This window comes from Pseudosulfitobacter sp. SM2401, from assembly GCF_042932805.1.
Lineage (GTDB): Bacteria > Pseudomonadota > Alphaproteobacteria > Rhodobacterales > Rhodobacteraceae > Ascidiaceihabitans.
Map to the genome: position 1 here is coordinate 1,625,421 of NZ_CP170633.1, position 15,646 is coordinate 1,641,066.

14 protein-coding genes and 2 tRNA genes are annotated in these 15,646 nt (G+C 55.4%); 8 read left to right on the forward strand and 8 right to left on the reverse strand.

Annotation, left to right across the window (positions count from 1 at the left end; translation table 11 throughout):
• Positions 1-54: 54 nt before the first annotated feature.
• The 4 genes from ACFIO0_RS08045 (at position 55) to ACFIO0_RS08060 (ending at position 4,591) form a co-directional block, all read left to right on the forward strand.
• Positions 55-1,950, forward strand: a complete 1,896-nt coding sequence (locus ACFIO0_RS08045) for a phosphatidylglycerol lysyltransferase domain-containing protein (protein ID WP_390914829.1) — start codon at positions 55-57, stop codon at positions 1,948-1,950.
• Positions 1,951-1,987: 37 nt separating this feature from the next.
• Positions 1,988-3,007, forward strand: a complete 1,020-nt coding sequence (gene bmt / locus ACFIO0_RS08050) for a betaine--homocysteine S-methyltransferase (protein ID WP_390914830.1) — start codon at positions 1,988-1,990, stop codon at positions 3,005-3,007.
• 162 nt (positions 3,008-3,169) lie between these two features.
• On the forward strand, positions 3,170-3,868 hold the full coding sequence (locus tag ACFIO0_RS08055) for a cobalamin-dependent protein (RefSeq protein ID WP_390914831.1): 699 nt from the start codon (positions 3,170-3,172) through the stop codon (positions 3,866-3,868).
• A 75-nt stretch (positions 3,869-3,943) separates the two neighbouring features.
• Positions 3,944-4,591 carry a DUF1638 domain-containing protein gene (locus ACFIO0_RS08060; RefSeq protein WP_390914832.1) on the forward strand — a complete coding sequence of 216 codons (648 nt, stop codon included), beginning with the start codon at positions 3,944-3,946 and terminating at the stop codon, positions 4,589-4,591.
• Between the two features lie 4 nt (positions 4,592-4,595).
• Here ACFIO0_RS08060 and ACFIO0_RS08065 read toward each other — a convergent pair whose 3' ends face one another.
• Positions 4,596-5,000 (reverse strand): SufE family protein, encoded by a 405-nt coding sequence (locus ACFIO0_RS08065; protein ID WP_390914833.1) that lies wholly within the window; start codon positions 4,998-5,000, stop codon positions 4,596-4,598.
• Positions 5,001-5,172: 172 nt separating this feature from the next.
• Here ACFIO0_RS08065 and ACFIO0_RS08070 point away from each other — a divergent pair, with 172 nt between their 5' ends.
• On the forward strand, positions 5,173-5,700 hold the full coding sequence (locus ACFIO0_RS08070; protein WP_390914834.1) for a hypothetical protein: 528 nt from the start codon (positions 5,173-5,175) through the stop codon (positions 5,698-5,700).
• Positions 5,701-5,756: 56 nt separating this feature from the next.
• On the opposite strand, the gene rnd is transcribed toward ACFIO0_RS08070, so the two are convergent.
• From rnd to purM, 3 genes are all read right to left on the reverse strand, one after another.
• On the reverse strand, positions 5,757-6,917 hold the full coding sequence (rnd, locus tag ACFIO0_RS08075; RefSeq protein ID WP_390914835.1) for a ribonuclease D: 1,161 nt from the start codon (positions 6,915-6,917) through the stop codon (positions 5,757-5,759).
• 68 nt (positions 6,918-6,985) lie between these two features.
• Positions 6,986-7,585 (reverse strand): phosphoribosylglycinamide formyltransferase, encoded by a 600-nt coding sequence (gene purN / locus ACFIO0_RS08080; RefSeq protein WP_390914836.1) that lies wholly within the window; start codon positions 7,583-7,585, stop codon positions 6,986-6,988.
• Positions 7,582-8,631: a phosphoribosylformylglycinamidine cyclo-ligase gene (gene purM, locus ACFIO0_RS08085; protein WP_390914837.1), complete on the reverse strand. Its 1,050-nt coding sequence runs from the start codon at positions 8,629-8,631 to the stop codon at positions 7,582-7,584. The genes purN and purM overlap by 4 nt, the downstream gene beginning before the upstream one ends.
• A 172-nt stretch (positions 8,632-8,803) precedes the next feature.
• Here purM and ACFIO0_RS08090 point away from each other — a divergent pair.
• A tRNA-Ile gene (locus ACFIO0_RS08090) sits at positions 8,804-8,880 on the forward strand.
• A gap of 204 nt (positions 8,881-9,084) precedes the next feature.
• Here the strand turns inward: ACFIO0_RS08090 and ACFIO0_RS08095 are convergent.
• The 3 genes from ACFIO0_RS08095 to ACFIO0_RS08105 all read right to left on the reverse strand — a co-directional run bounded on the left by ACFIO0_RS08095 (position 9,085) and on the right by ACFIO0_RS08105 (position 12,854).
• Entirely contained in the window at positions 9,085-10,806 is a 1,722-nt protein-coding gene (locus ACFIO0_RS08095) for a hypothetical protein (RefSeq protein WP_390914838.1), read from the reverse strand.
• 227 nt (positions 10,807-11,033) lie between these two features.
• Complete coding sequence (locus tag ACFIO0_RS08100; RefSeq protein ID WP_390914839.1) at positions 11,034-11,483, reverse strand: DUF4442 domain-containing protein; 450 nt, start codon at positions 11,481-11,483, stop codon at positions 11,034-11,036.
• Between the two features lie 87 nt (positions 11,484-11,570).
• Positions 11,571-12,854, reverse strand: a complete 1,284-nt coding sequence (locus tag ACFIO0_RS08105; RefSeq protein WP_390914840.1) for an ATP-binding protein — start codon at positions 12,852-12,854, stop codon at positions 11,571-11,573.
• Between the two features lie 45 nt (positions 12,855-12,899).
• On the opposite strand from ACFIO0_RS08105, the gene ACFIO0_RS08110 reads away from it, so the two are divergent.
• Together ACFIO0_RS08110 and ACFIO0_RS08115 are read left to right on the forward strand one after the other, a co-directional pair.
• Positions 12,900-13,811 (forward strand): MBL fold metallo-hydrolase, encoded by a 912-nt coding sequence (locus tag ACFIO0_RS08110; RefSeq protein ID WP_390914841.1) that lies wholly within the window; start codon positions 12,900-12,902, stop codon positions 13,809-13,811.
• A gap of 83 nt (positions 13,812-13,894) precedes the next feature.
• A tRNA-Asn gene (locus tag ACFIO0_RS08115) sits at positions 13,895-13,969 on the forward strand.
• Positions 13,970-14,256: 287 nt separating this feature from the next.
• Here ACFIO0_RS08115 and ACFIO0_RS08120 read toward each other — a convergent pair.
• A protein-coding gene (locus ACFIO0_RS08120) for an IS3 family transposase (RefSeq protein WP_390910992.1) occupies positions 14,257-15,413 on the reverse strand; the annotation gives its coding sequence in 2 pieces (ribosomal slippage) (positions 14,257-15,167 and positions 15,167-15,413; 1,158 coding nt in all).
• Between the last annotated feature and the right edge of the window lie 233 nt (positions 15,414-15,646).

Sequence of the window (15,646 nt, forward strand, 5' to 3'; positions counted from 1 at the left end):
CTCATGCCTGTCCGCTAACCAAACCGTCTTGGTTGATTGGTAAGGCAGGTCCAGATGACGCGAACACACGGCATGACGTCACGTGCAAGCAAGGTGCTGCGCATTGCGTGCCCTATCGGCATTTTTGCCGTTTGCGCATGGGCCTTGGCTCCGCATTTTGCCGCGCAATCGCTGGACGGGATATTCAATCAACTGCGGGCGGTAACATGGCCGGCTTGGCTGGCGGCTGCCTCGCTCAGCATCATCAGCCTATGGTCCGTTGGCAGGTACGACGGCGTCGCGCACAGACATTTTGCCACAGGCATTGCCGATCATCGCGCGCGCTGGTCCGGCACAATTGCAATTTCCTTGGGACAAACATTGGGGTTCGGGTTGTTCACCAGCGCGTTTGCCCGTTGGCGGATGTTGCCAGATATCTCGTTGGCCACCTCCCTGAAACTGTCAGCATTTGTGTCGTTTTCCTTTGTGCTTAGCTGGGCTGTTGTTCTTGGGGTGGCTTGCGCGTTTTTACCGGCACCGGCTTGGATCAAGCCGTTGGCATTTACGATTGTGGTCATAATTCCGGCGGCCATCTGGTTGATGTTTCGCCATCCTGTCTTGCATCTCACACGCTACACAGCGCGTTTGCCTAGCTTGCTCAGCGCTGGTGCGATCGTGCTTTGGACAACTGTGGACACCGTCGCTGCGGGTGCTGTCTTGTTTGTTCTGCTCCCACACGGCACAGAGGTCAGCTTTGCGCAATTTTTGCCTCTGTTTCTCTTGGCACTAGGGACAGCATTATTGTCAAATACGCCGGGCGGCGTTGGTCCATTTGAATTGATGATGATCGGGCTATTTCCGCACCTGCCTGCGGGCGATGTTTTGGTCAGCATTCTGGCGTTTCGTATCGTTTACTATGCATGCCCTGCAATCTTTGCAGGTGTCACGTTGATCATGCCATTTGCAGCGTCACCACTGCGCCCATCACACCCTCAGGCCAGCCTAAAACGGGCGCGCAATGCAGAACTTGGTATCATCAAACAAAACGGCGGGCGGACTTTGCAGACCCGTGACGGGGCTTGCGCCATTTGGCCGACCGGCCAGACACTGACAGCGTTATGTGACCCGATCCAAGGGAGCGCGAGTGCGACCTTCAGCGCGCTCCGCTATGAGGCGAAATCAACCGGGCGCCTCCCCATGGTCTACAAATGCAGCGCACAAACAGCCGCCAGCGCGCGGCAAAACGGTTGGTCCGTCATGCACGTTTCTGATGATGCCCTGATCGACCCGCAGGTTTATGCCCCAAACGCACCCTCAGCGCGCCAATTGCGCCGCAAACTGCGCGCTGCGGAAAAATCCGGCCTGTCAATCGAATGGTCAGGCGCTTTGCCGTGGTCCGATATGGCGCGGGTAGATGCGATTTGGCAAAGCACGCATAGCACAGCACGCGGCGGAACCATGGGGCGCTTCGAACAAGGCTACCTGTCCGATCACCTGATTGTGCGCGGTTATGTCAAAGGTGTTCTCGTCGCGTTTGCCACGTTTCAGCGCAGCACCCAAGAATGGTGTTTGGACGTAATGCGCCACACAGATGCAGCCCCCGATGGCACAATGCACGCCTTGGTTCATCAAGCGGTAATTTGCGCGAGACACGCCGCAATTGGTCGTGTCAGTTTAGCGGCTGTGCCGGCGTGCCCCGATCCAAACAGTGCAATTTATCGTTGGGCCGCCAGAATTGCAGTGACGATGGCAGGCGGCACCGGTTTACGCCAATTCAAATCCGTGTTTTCACCGCGCTGGACGCCTAGGTACGCGGCCTCGCCAAATCCTGTAACACTAGCGATTGGCTTGTTCGACATTGCACGTGAGGTGCGCAGCCCTGCCCCCATTGCAATTCGCAAAGAAAATACTGCGCATGAGATTCATAATAGTGATGAAAATTATGAACTGGCCTCAAAACGAGCCTCGTGACACAGCACTTAAAACACCCCAAAGTGCGGAGCATTACATGACCAATCCCCTGATCAACTTGTTGGCCGAAAAAGGCGCATTGCTGGCCGACGGTGCGACCGGAACGAATCTGTTCAATATGGGGTTGATGTCGGGTGACGCGCCCGAGATGTGGAACACCGAAGAACCTGCAAAAATTCGCGCTTTGTACTCCGGTGCGGTTGAGTCCGGTTGCGACATTTTTCTGACCAATTCATTTGGCGCAAATGCGTCGCGTTTAAAACTGCATAATGCAGAGAAACGCGTTCATGAATTGTCACGGGTTGCCGCCGAAATTGCGCGCGACATCGCGGATACAGCAGGTCACAAAGTCATTGTTGCGGGATCGGTTGGACCAACGGGCGAGATCATGACGCCCATCGGCAGCCTGACCCACACGCTTGCGGTGGAAATGTTCCATGAAACAGCAGATGGGCTTAAGGCTGGTGGCGCAGATGTTGCTTGGGTCGAAACGATCTCGGCTGCTGAAGAATTTCGCGCCGCCGCCGAGGGGTTTGCATTGGCGGGCCTAGATTGGTGCGGCACCATGAGCTTTGACACCGCAGGGCGCACAATGATGGGCGTGACCAGCGCCGACATGGTGATCTTGGTTAACGACATTCCCAACAAAGCTTTGGCATTTGGCGCAAACTGCGGCACCGGATCATCGGATTTGTTGCGCACGATCTTGGGCTTTTCCGCACAAAACCCAGATTTGCCAATTATTGCCAAAGGAAACGCTGGCATCCCTAAATATGTCGAGGGGCACATTCACTATGATGGCACACCCGAATTGATGGCTGACTACGCCGTCATGGCGCGCGCGTGCGGGGCCAGTATTATCGGTGGCTGCTGTGGCACCATGCCAGAACATTTGCGCGCCATGCGCGAAGCTTTGGACACACGCACAATGACCGAACGCCCTGCACTAGAAGAAATCACCGCCAAGCTGGGTGCGTTCACATCTGCCTCGGATGGAACCGGCGACAATGAACCGGCACCGCGCCGCACCCGCCGATCGCGCCGCACCAACGCATAACACCCGCTAAAACCAACATCTTTCGTAAGCCTTGCCTGTCAAAATAAAGAAACAAGGTCGCGCAAAGCGTTGCCAATGTCGCAAACCGCAAAGTCACACTGCGACATTGTGTCAAAACGGAAATTAAGTGGCCGATTGTGTGCCCAAATTAGAGGAAAGCGCATGTCAGACGAAGACGATATTATCCTGGCGGATCTGGACGACGAAGAACTTGTCCAACAAATGTTTGACGACCTTTATGATGGCCTGAAAGAAGAGATCGAGGAAGGCGTGAACATTTTGCTCGCGCGCGACTGGACCCCTTATGATGTGCTGACCAAAGCGCTTGTCGGCGGTATGACTATTGTCGGCCACGATTTCCGCGATGGCATTTTGTTCGTTCCCGAAGTGTTGTTGGCCGCGAACGCGATGAAGGGTGGCATGTTCATTCTGAAGCCGTTGTTGGCCGAAACCGGCGCACCGCGCGTTGGCAAAATGGTGATCGGCACAGTCAAAGGCGACATTCACGACATCGGCAAAAACCTTGTCGGTATGATGATGGAAGGTGCCGGCTTTGAAGTTGTCGACCTTGGCATCAACAACGCCGTTGAAAGTTACCTTGAGGCGATGGAAGCCGAAGGCCCCGACATTTTGGGCATGTCTGCCCTACTGACAACAACGATGCCTTACATGAAAGTCGTGATCGACACGATGATTGAACAGGGTATCCGCGATGACTACATCGTTTTGGTCGGTGGTGCCCCGTTGAACGAAGAGTTTGGCAAAGCCATTGGCGCGGATGCGTATTGTCGTGATGCCGCCGTTGCGGTTGAGACGGCAAAAGAGTGGATGGGCAAAAAGCACAACCAATTGTCTGCGTAACGTTACGCGACGCCTCAAGACATTTGGGCCTGTTCTGAAACTATCAGAGCGGGCCTTTTTTGTTAGGATTTCCAGATGGAAGAGATTTCAGACAGCACGCTGACCGATCAAGGGCTAGATGTGATCGAAGCCAAGCCGAAAGCCGGACGTATTTTGTTAATCGCCTGTGGTGCTTTGGCGCGCGAAATTCTGGACCTTAAGGCGATCAACGGCTGGGACCATATGGATCTGACCTGCCTGCCCGCAAAGTACCATCTGTATCCTGACAAAATCACCCAAAGCGTACGTGAAGCGGTCGCCAAACACAGTGCAGACTACGATAGTATTTTTGTAGTTTATGCGGATTGCGGCACCGGTGGATTGCTACAAGCGGCCTGCAAAGAGCTGGGTGTTGAGATGGTCGCAGGCCCGCATTGCTATAGTTTTTTTGAGGGAAATGAACAGTTTGCGCGACAAAGTGAAACTGAAATCACCACGTTTTACCTGACTGATTTTCTGGTGCGCCAGTTCGATGCGTTTATCATCAAACCGATGGGACTAGATCGGCACCCGCAATTGCGTGACATGTATTTCGGCAACTACGAAAAACTGGTGTACCAAGCGCAGACAGATGATCCGGAGCTGACCAAAAAAGCCAAAATTGCTGCCGATCGTCTTGGACTGACGTTTGAACGGCGCCTTACCGGTTACGGAGATCTAGCGATCACGCTGGCGGATTTGTAACAGCTTACGCGCTGGCGACAGACCTGATCCGCTCGATCATGGCACGGACACCGTTAGACCGTTGCGCTGACAGGTGATCGTTCAAACCCAGTCGCGTCATCTCTGCCAATGCGTCCACATTCATGACAGCTTCGCGCGGCAAGTCGTTGTAAAGATGCCGTAAAACAGAAACCAACCCGCGTACAATCAACGCGTCGCTGTCACCGTCAAACCGGAACACGCCACCCTCGATCACTGGATGTATCCACACCTGCGAAGCACATCCGTCTACCTTGGTCGCGCTTACCTTTAGGGCGTCATCCAGCGGTTCCATCGCCTTGCCCATATCGATGACATAGCGATACCGGTCTTCCCAATCGTCCAGAAATTCAAAATCTTCGACGATCTCTTCAAAAGCTGGGCTTGCCATTGCAACCTCATTTTGTGTGTCACGGGTGTGCCATCAACTGACACATGCACAGGTAGGGCCGGCCTGTGCAAAGGTCCACACCCTTTTCACCGCCAGCCTTTTTAAGACCCCACCTTTTCAAGCCCCAACGGATAGGCTACCAAACATACAAACAACTGTTGCAGGCAGGCTTATGCGCATTCTCACTTCCGCCCTTTTGATTTCAGCAGTGGCTCTTACCGCTTGTGGTGCAGTGCGCGACAGTCGCGTTAATCCTGCAAACTGGTTTGGCAAATCGCGCTCGGCACCGATCGAGGTACAAGAGGCCAACACAAACCCTCTGATCCCGGCGGCCCGAACTGGCCTATTCGCAAAACGACGCGCGGACCGCGACGCGTATTTCGGCAATCCAATTGACCAGGTCACCGGCCTTGTCATTGAGCGGGTCCCAGGTGGAGCGATTGTGCGCGCCACCGGCCTCACCAAAACGCAAGGTGTTCACGGCGTTCAGCTAACGCCGCAAACTGATGATGAAACACCGGTCGATGGTGTCCTGACCTACCGCCTTGAGGGTATTCAACCGAGTACAGCCCAACCCGTCGGCTCAGAACACACCCGAACGGTTGTCGCAGCGCGTGCGTTGACGGATCAGGACTTGCGCGATGTGCGCACAATTCGGGTTGTGGCCGCCCGAAACGCGCGAACATCCCGTCGCCGCTAAGCAGGTAAACTTCAGTTTCGCGGTCATGGTAAGGTGTGCGTGTCGCACACCAGCGCTTAGTCCAGCGGGACGATTTTCACGTCATTTCCAACCGCAGCCAAGGCAATCTTGCCTTCGCACAGTTGCAATGCGTCTTGCCCGAACACTTCTGCGCGCCAGCCCGACATGGCAGCAACATCACGCATGCCCGCAGCAAGCGCATCCAGATCAGACGCGGGCGCAATCAGTTTAGCGGCAACGCCAGCGCTTTCTGTTTTGGCCTTTAACAGGACCCGCAACAGATCCGCGAGTGCCGGATTAACTTGCAGCTTTTCACGCCCTGCGGGCGCTTTGGGCGCCTTTTCAGGCGGGCAATTCAGACCAGCCTGTACCGCTGCCAAAATGCCATCGGCAATTTCGCCTTTGCGGGCTTCACGTAACAGCAAACGGGAACGGCCCAATTCTTCGTAGGATTTTGGTCTATTACTGGCCAATTCAACCAGTGCGTCGTCTTTGTACACGCGGTTGCGCGGAACATTCCGGGTTTGAGCAAATTCTTCACGAAAGGCTGCCAGTGCCTGAACAATCGCCAGAAACTTACCCGAGTTCGTGCGGGTTTTGATCCGCTTCCACGCGTTTTGCGGCTCAATGATATAGGTGCCGGGGTTGGTCAGGATGTGCAATTCTTCCTCAACCCAATGCGAACGCCCGCTTTCTGCCAGTTTGGCAGCAAGGAATTCATAGACCTGACGCAGATGTGTCACATCGGCCAAGGCGTAGGTTTTTTGCGCGTCACTTAGCGGGCGGCGCGACCAATCGGTAAAGCGGGATGTTTTGTCGACCTGTTCATGCGCGATTTTGCGCACCAGAGTTTCGTAACCCACCTGTTCGCCAAAGCCGCAAACCATCGCGGCCACTTGGGTGTCAAACAACGGCTCAGGAAACACCTGCGCGTCGACAAAAAAGATTTCGAGATCCTGACGCGCGGCGTGAAACACTTTGACCACAGACGTGTCGCGAAACAATTCATACAAAGGTTCCAGCGAAATGCCCGTCGCCAGTGGGTCAACCAGAACCGCGCCAGAATCATCGGTGCCCGGCATCGCCAGTTGGATCAAACACAATTTTGAATAATAGGTACGTTCGCGCAGGAACTCTGTATCGACGGTCACATAGGGATGGGCTTGCGCTTCTTTGCAGTAAGCGGCCAGATCTTCGGTCGTTGTCAACGTTCTCATGCGGTGTTCTACAGTCCTATTGGCGCGAAAGTCTGTCAGGATTACACCATCACCAGATCAAAGGCTAGTCACTCAGCGTTGACGTTAAGACATCCGTGTTCACCTGTCACAAAACGACGCAATACAGCTGGATACAAGCGGTGTTCTTGCACCAGAACCCGTGCGGCCAGTGTGTCTGCTGTGTCACCATCTGCAACGTTCAGACGCGCCTGCCCCAGGATCGGTCCATCATCCAACAACGCCGTGACCTCGTGCACAGAGCAACCATGCTCGGTATCTCCCGCCGCCAAGGCCCGGGCGTGGGTGTTCAACCCTTTGTATTTCGGCAACAGCGATGGGTGGATATTCAGCATCCGCCCCTGCCAAGGCCCAACAAAACCGGCGGTCAAAACGCGCATAAATCCGGCCAGACAAATCAGATCGGGCGTGTGTTTGTCCAAGGCGGCATTCAGGGCCGCTTCAAAACTGGCGCGGTCTTCTCCAAAGGGTCGGTGATCCACGACTTCGGTGGCGATACCTCTGGCACGGGCCCACGCGATGCCACCTGCGTTTTCGTTGTTGGACACCACGACGCAGGCGCGCGCAGGGTGGTCACCGGTCATGTCCTCGACCAGCGCGCGCATGTTCGAACCACCGCCCGACACAAAGATCGCAACGCGTCTTGTCACAAAAGCGCGCCCTTGTACGACACGCCCTGCCCTTGTGTGATCGTGCCAATCTGCACAACGTCGTGCCCTGCGTCCGTGAATGCCGCGCGCGCGGCGTCAACTTTGTCGGCTGCAACAACGGCAATCATGCCAAGACCGCAGTTAAAGGTTTTCAGCAATTCCGCCTCGGCCATGCCGCCGATGCCTGCCAACCATTTGAACACATCGGGCAAATCCCACGCGTTCAAATCGATTTCGGCGCCCAAATCATCTGGTAAAACCCGCGGCAGGTTTTCTGTCAAACCGCCCCCCGTGATGTGCGCCAAAGCGTGCACTGTGTCGGCTTGCGCAATCGCGGCGACGCAGCCTTTGACGTATAACACTGTGGGTTCCAGCAACGCAGCACCCAACGTGCCGTCCTGCCAAGGACAATCATCGCCCCACGCAAGGCCCGACGTTTCGACCAGTTTGCGCACCAGTGAATAGCCGTTGGAGTGCACGCCCGACGACGCAAGGCCCAGCAGCACGTCGCCGGCTTGGACGTTGGCCGGCAAGTCGTGGCCACGTTCCATCGCACCAACCGAAAAACCCGCCAAATCGAAATCGCCCGCCGGGTACATGCCCGGCATTTCAGCCGTTTCGCCACCAATCAGCGCGCAGCCAGAGCGTTCACAACCCGTCGCGATGCCCTCGATGATGCGCGCAGCTTGATCAAGCTCCAGCTTGCCCGTCGCGAAATAATCCAGGAAAAACAGCGGCTCAGCCCCTTGGCACACCAGGTCATTGACGCACATGGCAACCAGATCGATGCCAACACCGTCAACGTTGCCTGTATCAATCGCGATGCGCAGTTTGGTGCCTACACCGTCCGTCGCTGCAACCAAAATCGGGTCTTTGAACCCTGCACCCTTTAGATCGAACATTGCCCCGAATCCACCAAGACCGGACATTGTGCCCGACCGCGACGTTCGCTTGGCCGCAGGTTTGATCCGTTCCACCAGCGCGTTGCCTGCGTCAATATCGACGCCCGCATCGGCATAGGTAATACCGTTCTTTTTCGTGTCCATGGCAGCGTTCCTCTCAAGGTCGTTAAACACCCGAATGCAGTATGGGCAAGCCCATAAGCTAAAGGCGTGCCAAAGGGAACATCTGGATTGCGCGCGCAGCTGCTTTCGCGTGCATTTTGCGCCCGCTTCGCGCTTGACTGCGCTGCCTTGTCTGGTAGCAAGCTGATATGGCGGGCCTGTAGCTCAACTGGTTAGAGCAGAGCGCTCATAACGCTTTGGTTGCGGGTTCAAGTCCTGCCGGGCCTACCATACGCCATACAAATCAATGAGTTGGCAGGGTTTTGAGACATAGAAGCATCTGTGTACTAGCCTGATTGTACAGCTTGGCGCGAATGTGTGGCCCTGACGGTAACCGCAAAGAGGCGGAAAGATTTCCCGCCTCTCAGTCTTCGTTAGATGTTTAAGCGTCGCGCGGTGGGACACGGGATTGTCTGCCCAACCGCGCTTTGCCAGTTAGTCAGAGTTTTTTGAAACCTCCGAAACATCGCCAAACAGATGGCTGACCGAAAAGCCACCAACTGGCTCAGATGTTCCATGGCACGAGAAACACCCGTTATATTCCGCAAAGGATTTCTGATCAAATGTTTCCATGGTCGTATTGGCCATGACCGGCGTCCCTGCGACGTTCGTCAAAACGTCACGTTCCGGGAACGCGCCCATCTTGCCCCAGCTTGCGCCAGTCAGGATGTAGTTCATCCGCGGATCCGTTTGCGACAGCATTTGTTTTGCAGCCTCGCTGCCGTCTGCCCCCAAATAAAAGCCGGACAAGGCATTGATCACAGACACATTCGACGAGATGACATCGGTGTTTGTCGCAGCCGAAGCCGCTGTCGGATCACTGCCCCATGGGCTGACACGCACCGCATTGGTCGGCGTTGTCACCGCACCACTGCCCGATGGGGTGATTTTGCCATCAACGAGCGACGCGAATTCTTTGTTGGCGTTAGTCGGCGTGCCATCCGAGATCAGCCAGCCGTCAGAGGCCAGCGTAGTCATGTCGGAAAACGTCTGTGTCGCCCCAGTCGTATCATTGTAGGAATAATCAACGTTGGGGGCATTGTCGTAATGCTCGAACGTGGCCCAGATCATCTCGGGGTGACCGTTAACCGATCCCACTACGTGGATGCCGATCATCGCCAAATCAACGGTTTGCGTGCCCACCTGCTTCAGCGCACCGGTGGTGCCGTCAGCCTCAAACACTGGAACCGTGGAATTTTGCACGATGTAATGATCCGGATTTGCGACCGAGGACGCGAGAACCCAAGACGCTTTGACTTCCAATGCCATCGAAAGATAGTCGATCGCAGATTCGACTTCGGACACGGTTGGGCGTGGGCCATCCCCCCCGAGCAAGGAACCCGAGGGCACCACACCTTTGCACAAAAGACCGTAGATCGCCGTGTTCAGCGGGATGTCTTTTGGCTTTAGAAAGCCGTTCTTGAGGCCATATTCAATCGCACCACACACGGCTTCTGCGTTTGCGGGAAATTCGGTAAACGGCAATTCGCCGGCCGCGCTCGCAAGATTTGCAGCCCTGACATAGCCGTAGGGTCGGCTGGTGTAGACGTCATAATAGACCAACGAACTGCCGGTCGAAACGCTGGTGTCGCCTTGCGTGAACAGCACGCCGTTGCTGCCTGCTTGTTCGACCCCGTCAACCGGATTGCCGTCGGCGTCTTCGTCAACTTTGGATTGGCGGACCAAGGTCTGGCCATTCGATTGTGTCTGAAGCGCACCGCTATCAAAACGGTACATGAACTCGCTCGACAAAACGTAATTTGTGGCCGCTGACGTTGGTTTTGGATCAGAAGGCAACGCCGGATCGTGGCCACCGCCCAATCGGTTAACCGTAACGGTCGAGGTCAGCCACAGAAACATTTGCGACGCCCATTCGAACGCATCACAATTGCTTGCCGCTGCATTAAACGCTGGTCCATCGGGCGGAAAGACATAAACCAGCCCGTTGTCGACGTCGTAAATCGGCCCAAGACCTGTTGGTGCCCCGTTTAATTCCAGTCTGGCCCAACTGTCGCTGAATCCGCTTTCTGAGACATCGCACGACAAATTGACGTCCGATGGCATGTAGGCAAGTGCCAGAGGATCCGCCGATGCTGGCGCGGCGACAAATAGCAGGCCGGTTGCTGATAAGGTTGAAAGAATTTTATTAAGTTGCATTAAAAGAATCTCCTAAAATATGTAGTGCGCCCACACTACTACCTTAAATTGCATTTCTGCAAAGATTCTCGTCTAAACTGATCACTTTGGGACTAGGAATTTTGAAAGAGCCTAACAAAAACAACGTGATAGCCCCACTTCTGAGTTCTGCAAAAAGGCCAAAAACCAGCGTTGTCTATCCAGCCAAGTTCCAAAAAATTGATCCTCGGGTCAGCGCGTCTAACGTGTCATGATCGTTGGCTCAGATGCCATGTCACGGCCATTTCGGCGACGGTATCGTGATCTGCGTCGCGGATATCGATGGTGACTTCGAATGCGACTTTGCCGATGGATTCCAGCTCTGCCAGCAAATCGGCACTGGGCGCTGATGTTTTGGCGTGTGCGGTCAGTGTCCCTTTGGCGATTTTGACGTAGGCGATGCGCGCGTCCTTGGCGACGGGCCGCACGGTCAGAATGACAGGTGCCATAGCCCCTGCCATTGCCGCCCCCGAGGCCGCCTCACCCAACGTGAACATCGCGCCGGCATGCTGGGTTTGGATATGATTTGAGGTGTCCGTGCTTTGATCCAGTTCAGCCGAAGCCACGCCATCGCCAAGCTCTAACAGGCGGACGCCAACGTGGTTTTGAAACGGCACGATGGTGCCCAACTGCGCTTTTATCATGTCGAACGGGGTCATGGGGCATCCTTTGTAGGTTTTGAAAACGCTAGGTGTGTCGCGCTCAACGGGCAAGCCGTGCCGTTGCGGCAGGCCAAGCGATGATCGTTAACGCGCGATTACAATATCAGCCCGCAGACCGCCCAAACGGTCACTGGTGCCGAGGCGCAAAACCCCGCCATGGGCGCGGGCAATATCCGTCGCAATCGCAAGCCCCAAACCGACGCCACCGCCGTTGTCCTGATTGCGCGCTGGATCAAGGCGCGTGAAGGGACGCTGCGCATCTGCACGCCGGCTTTCGGGGATACCTGGGCCGTCGTCTTCGACCCGCAGGCGCAGCGATTTTTCGGTCAGCGTCATGGATACTTCGGCCCGCGAGCCGTAGCGCACCGCATTGCCGATCAAGTTGTCGAGGGCGCGGCGCATCGCCCCTTCTCGCAGCATCACATCACCCGTGCCTTCGGTTTCAACCAGCGTCACATTGCGCCCGGCACGCTGCGCATCCTCAACCACTTGCACAATCCATGTCTGCACCGGAACCCGTTCCGCCGGACTGCCTTGTGCGCCTTTGGCAAAATCCAGAAACGCATCAATCATCTGCTGCATTTCATTGACGTCATGTTCCAATTCGGCACGCTCGTCATCCTCTAGCATCGACAGCGACAATCGCATGCGGGTCAGCGGCGTGCGCAAATCGTGGCTGACCCCCGACAACATCAGTGTGCGAGTTTCGATTTGGCGTTCAATACGCGCCCGCATGTCGACAAATGCAGTGCCCGCCGCGCGCACTTCGATCGCACCACTTGGGGTGTATGGCATCACATGGCCACGCCCGAACGCCTCTGCGGCATTGGCCAAACGTTTGATGGGTCGCAGTTGATTGCGCAGGTAAATCATTGCAATTATTGTGAAAATCATGCCGAAAAACGCCATATTTACGAACAATTGATGCGGATTTGACGCTGAAATCCGGCGACGTTCGAATTCGAGCACAACCCAGGTATCCCCTTGCATCGCAATCACTTGAACGCGCTTGTCTTTGAGCAGATTTACGGATGCGACCTGGTTCACAATACGTTTCAAATGGCGCGACATCACGCGACCGGTGAAATCGTACCAGACGCGTTGATCCCCGCTGTGGACATGTTCGGGGCTGGCAGGTGTCACGCTGATCAGCAACGTTTCGGCTGCCTGCCCTGTGCTTTCGCTTAGCACCAGTCGTATTTCGCGGGCCACGGTGTCCGTCATCTGTAGCGTGACATCCTCAAAGTGGCGCTGCATGAACAGCACTGTGACCACCAATTGCAGCACCACAATCGGCAGCAGCAAAATCAACGCCGCCCGCGCATAAAGCGAGCGTGGCATATAACGTTTGAGCCAATCAAAATTCATAGTTAAACCATACGGGCCGCAGCAGATGAACGAAAGAGCTTTGCAATGACGCCTCCTGATGATTTTGACCCGGTGATCGGGATTGCCGAAACGCTAGAGCCCGGATTGCGCCGCATCGTTGCCCCGAACCCCTCGCCCATGACCTACCGTGGCACGAACACCTATTTACTGGGCACCACGGATATCGCAGTGATTGATCCCGGCCCTGACAGCACTGCGCATCTTGACGCGATTTTGGCGGCCATCGCGCCCGACCAACGGATTTCGCACATCATCGTCACGCATTCGCACCTTGATCATTCCCCCCTTGCCCGCCCTTTAGCCCAACAATGCGGCGCGCCGATACTGGCCTTTGGTGCGGCAACTGCGGGGCGTAGTGTTGTGATGCAACAGATCGCCGACAGCGGTTTGGTTGGCGGTGGTGAGGGCATCGACACCGATTTTGAGCCCGATCAGATTTTGGCGGACGGCGACACAATTGTTGGCACTGACTGGTCGCTGAACGTCATCCACACCCCCGGCCATCTCGGCAATCACATCTGTCTGGAATGGAAGGACGCCTGCTTTACTGCAGATCACGTGATGGGCTGGGCCAGCTCACTTGTGTCGCCACCCGACGGCGATCTTACGGACTTCATGGCGTCCTGCGCCCGGCTGCAAGATCGTACATGGCGGGTGTTTTATGCAGGTCATGGCGCAGCGATTGACGACCCAAACACCCGTCTTGAGTGGTTGATCGGACACCGCAAAGCCCGCGAGGCCGCGATTCTTGCGCATTTGGCCCACGGCCCTGCCAATGCGAGCGCCTTGGCCCGCGCAATTTACCTAGAAACTCCTGTGGCGCTACAAGGTGCTGCCACACGCAATGTTCTTGCGCATCTTGTTGATTTAACTGGACGAATTCTAGTTTCGCCGATGGGTGATCTGACGGCCAAAGCCGATTTTCGACTGACCTGACCCGCCTGATTTTGATTTTCTTTTCAAAACTGCGAAAACCCTCTGGACGGCGCAAATCGGCATTGCTATATCGCCCATACCGTTCCGACGTAGCTCAGTGGTAGAGCAGTTGACTGTTAATCAATTGGTCGTAGGTTCGACCCCTACCGTCGGAGCCATAAAAAGCCTTTAAGCATAACCGCTTAAAGGCTTTTTTGCTTTTCACGGACTGCTGACTGCAAGTTAGCGGAAGCATTACGGAAGCACCCTACTGGGCTTTTCACGCGTGCCTTACACGCAACACTGTGAAGTTGATGTTCATTTTCTACTTAATGAGTCTACGGCACGCTCCACCTGCTACTGAATGCAAGTCTTGGTTTGGTCGTGAAGTCTACCAAGCAAGACTATTCATATGTCACCACACTATGAACTAAGTGCTGTGACCTGCCCCCCGAGGCTCCCTCATTCATAACGAGAGTTTGCGGGTTTGGATTTCATATTCTTCATCGTCAGTTTGGGCAAGCGCGTCGTGCGCGGAGCCCTCAAGTTGCTCAAGCGCCCGGCGCGCTTCAGTGGGCGTTTTGTTCCCGAGAGACGAGTGCGGTCTGACCTGATTGTAGTCGTATCGCCAAAGCGCCAGTTTTCTGCGGGCGTCATCTAAAGTGTCGAAGATCTCCTCATTCAGCAGCTCGTCTCGCAGGCTGCCATTAAAGCTTTCGATGAAGCCATTCTGCTGCGGTTTGCCCGGATCGATGTAATGCCAATCCACGTCGCTATCGCCAGCCCACTTCAGGATCGCGCGACTGGTAAACTCCGTCCCGTTGTCACTGACAATACAAGCAGGCTTTCCGTAGACGCGCACCAGTGCGTCCAATTCACGGGCAACCCGAGCGCCAGAGATGCTGGTATCGGCCATCAGGCACAGGTTCTCACGGCAGCAGTCGTCATTCACTGCCAGCATGCGGAACTTGCGAGACGCACCAAACGTGTCCGACACAAAATCCAACGACCAACGCTCGCCCGGGCGCAAAGCCACGGGCATAGGTGTCCGCGATCCACGCGCACGTTTACGGCCTCTGCGCCGCCTGACACCCAGCTTTTCCTCGGTGTAGAGACGATACAGCTTCTTGTGGTTCATAATCATGCCTTTGCGTTCCAACAGCACGCCAATCCGGCGATAGCCGAACCGACGCCGTTTGCTGGCAATCGCCTTCATCTCTTCGCGAACTTCTGGATTATCCGGCGGCTTGTCGCGCCGTACGGTCTTGGGATCGACACCGACCAGCCTGCACGCACGACGTTGCGAGATATCATGATCCCGCATTGCCTTGCGTGCTACAGCCCGTCGCAAATTCGGTGTCGTCAGTTCTTTCCCAGCAAATCTTTCAACACAACATTGTCGAGCATCGTGTCCGCCAGAAGACGCTTCAGCTTGGCGTTCTCGTCCTCCAGCGATTTAAGGCGGTGGGTGTCAGAAACGTTCATGCCACCTTTGGCTTTGAACTTGTAGAACGACGCAGGGCTCAGGCCATGTCTCCGACACACCTCAGCCGTTGGCATTCCAGCTTCTTGCTCTTTGATCATCCCAATAATCTGGGCCTCAGTAAAACGACTCTGTCGCATTTGTTTGCTCCTTCGAAAGTTGAGCAAACTTTACATTAAAACGAGGGAAGTTTCGGGGGGCAGGTCACGTCTTATCGGACATGAGGTTGGCATGACTGCAAGGGACTTTTCAGCGATCTCAGAAGCGATCGAAAATGAAGATCTGGGTCTCGCTTGCAGCCTCCACCAAAGAGAATCCGTTTCTGGACCCGGCCATTCGTAACGAATCTCCTGCAGCGGCGGGTCCTGCTCCC

Bases quoted from the DNA above. Each gene is read 5' to 3' on its own strand.
- ACFIO0_RS08045 (WP_390914829.1), top strand. From the start codon at position 55: ATGACGCGAACACACGGCATGACGTCACGTGCAAGCAAGGTGCTGCGC.
- bmt (WP_390914830.1), top strand. From the start codon at position 1,988: ATGACCAATCCCCTGATCAACTTGTTGGCCGAAAAAGGCGCATTGCTG.
- ACFIO0_RS08055 (WP_390914831.1), top strand. From the start codon at position 3,170: ATGTCAGACGAAGACGATATTATCCTGGCGGATCTGGACGACGAAGAA.
- ACFIO0_RS08060 (WP_390914832.1), top strand. From the start codon at position 3,944: ATGGAAGAGATTTCAGACAGCACGCTGACCGATCAAGGGCTAGATGTG.
- ACFIO0_RS08065 (WP_390914833.1), bottom strand. From the start codon at position 5,000: ATGGCAAGCCCAGCTTTTGAAGAGATCGTCGAAGATTTTGAATTTCTG.
- ACFIO0_RS08070 (WP_390914834.1), top strand. From the start codon at position 5,173: ATGCGCATTCTCACTTCCGCCCTTTTGATTTCAGCAGTGGCTCTTACC.
- rnd (WP_390914835.1), bottom strand. From the start codon at position 6,917: ATGAGAACGTTGACAACGACCGAAGATCTGGCCGCTTACTGCAAAGAA.
- purM (WP_390914837.1), bottom strand. From the start codon at position 8,631: ATGGACACGAAAAAGAACGGTATTACCTATGCCGATGCGGGCGTCGAT.
- ACFIO0_RS08095 (WP_390914838.1), bottom strand. From the start codon at position 10,806: ATGCAACTTAATAAAATTCTTTCAACCTTATCAGCAACCGGCCTGCTA.
- ACFIO0_RS08100 (WP_390914839.1), bottom strand. From the start codon at position 11,483: ATGACCCCGTTCGACATGATAAAAGCGCAGTTGGGCACCATCGTGCCG.
- ACFIO0_RS08105 (WP_390914840.1), bottom strand. From the start codon at position 12,854: ATGAATTTTGATTGGCTCAAACGTTATATGCCACGCTCGCTTTATGCG.
- ACFIO0_RS08110 (WP_390914841.1), top strand. From the start codon at position 12,900: ATGACGCCTCCTGATGATTTTGACCCGGTGATCGGGATTGCCGAAACG.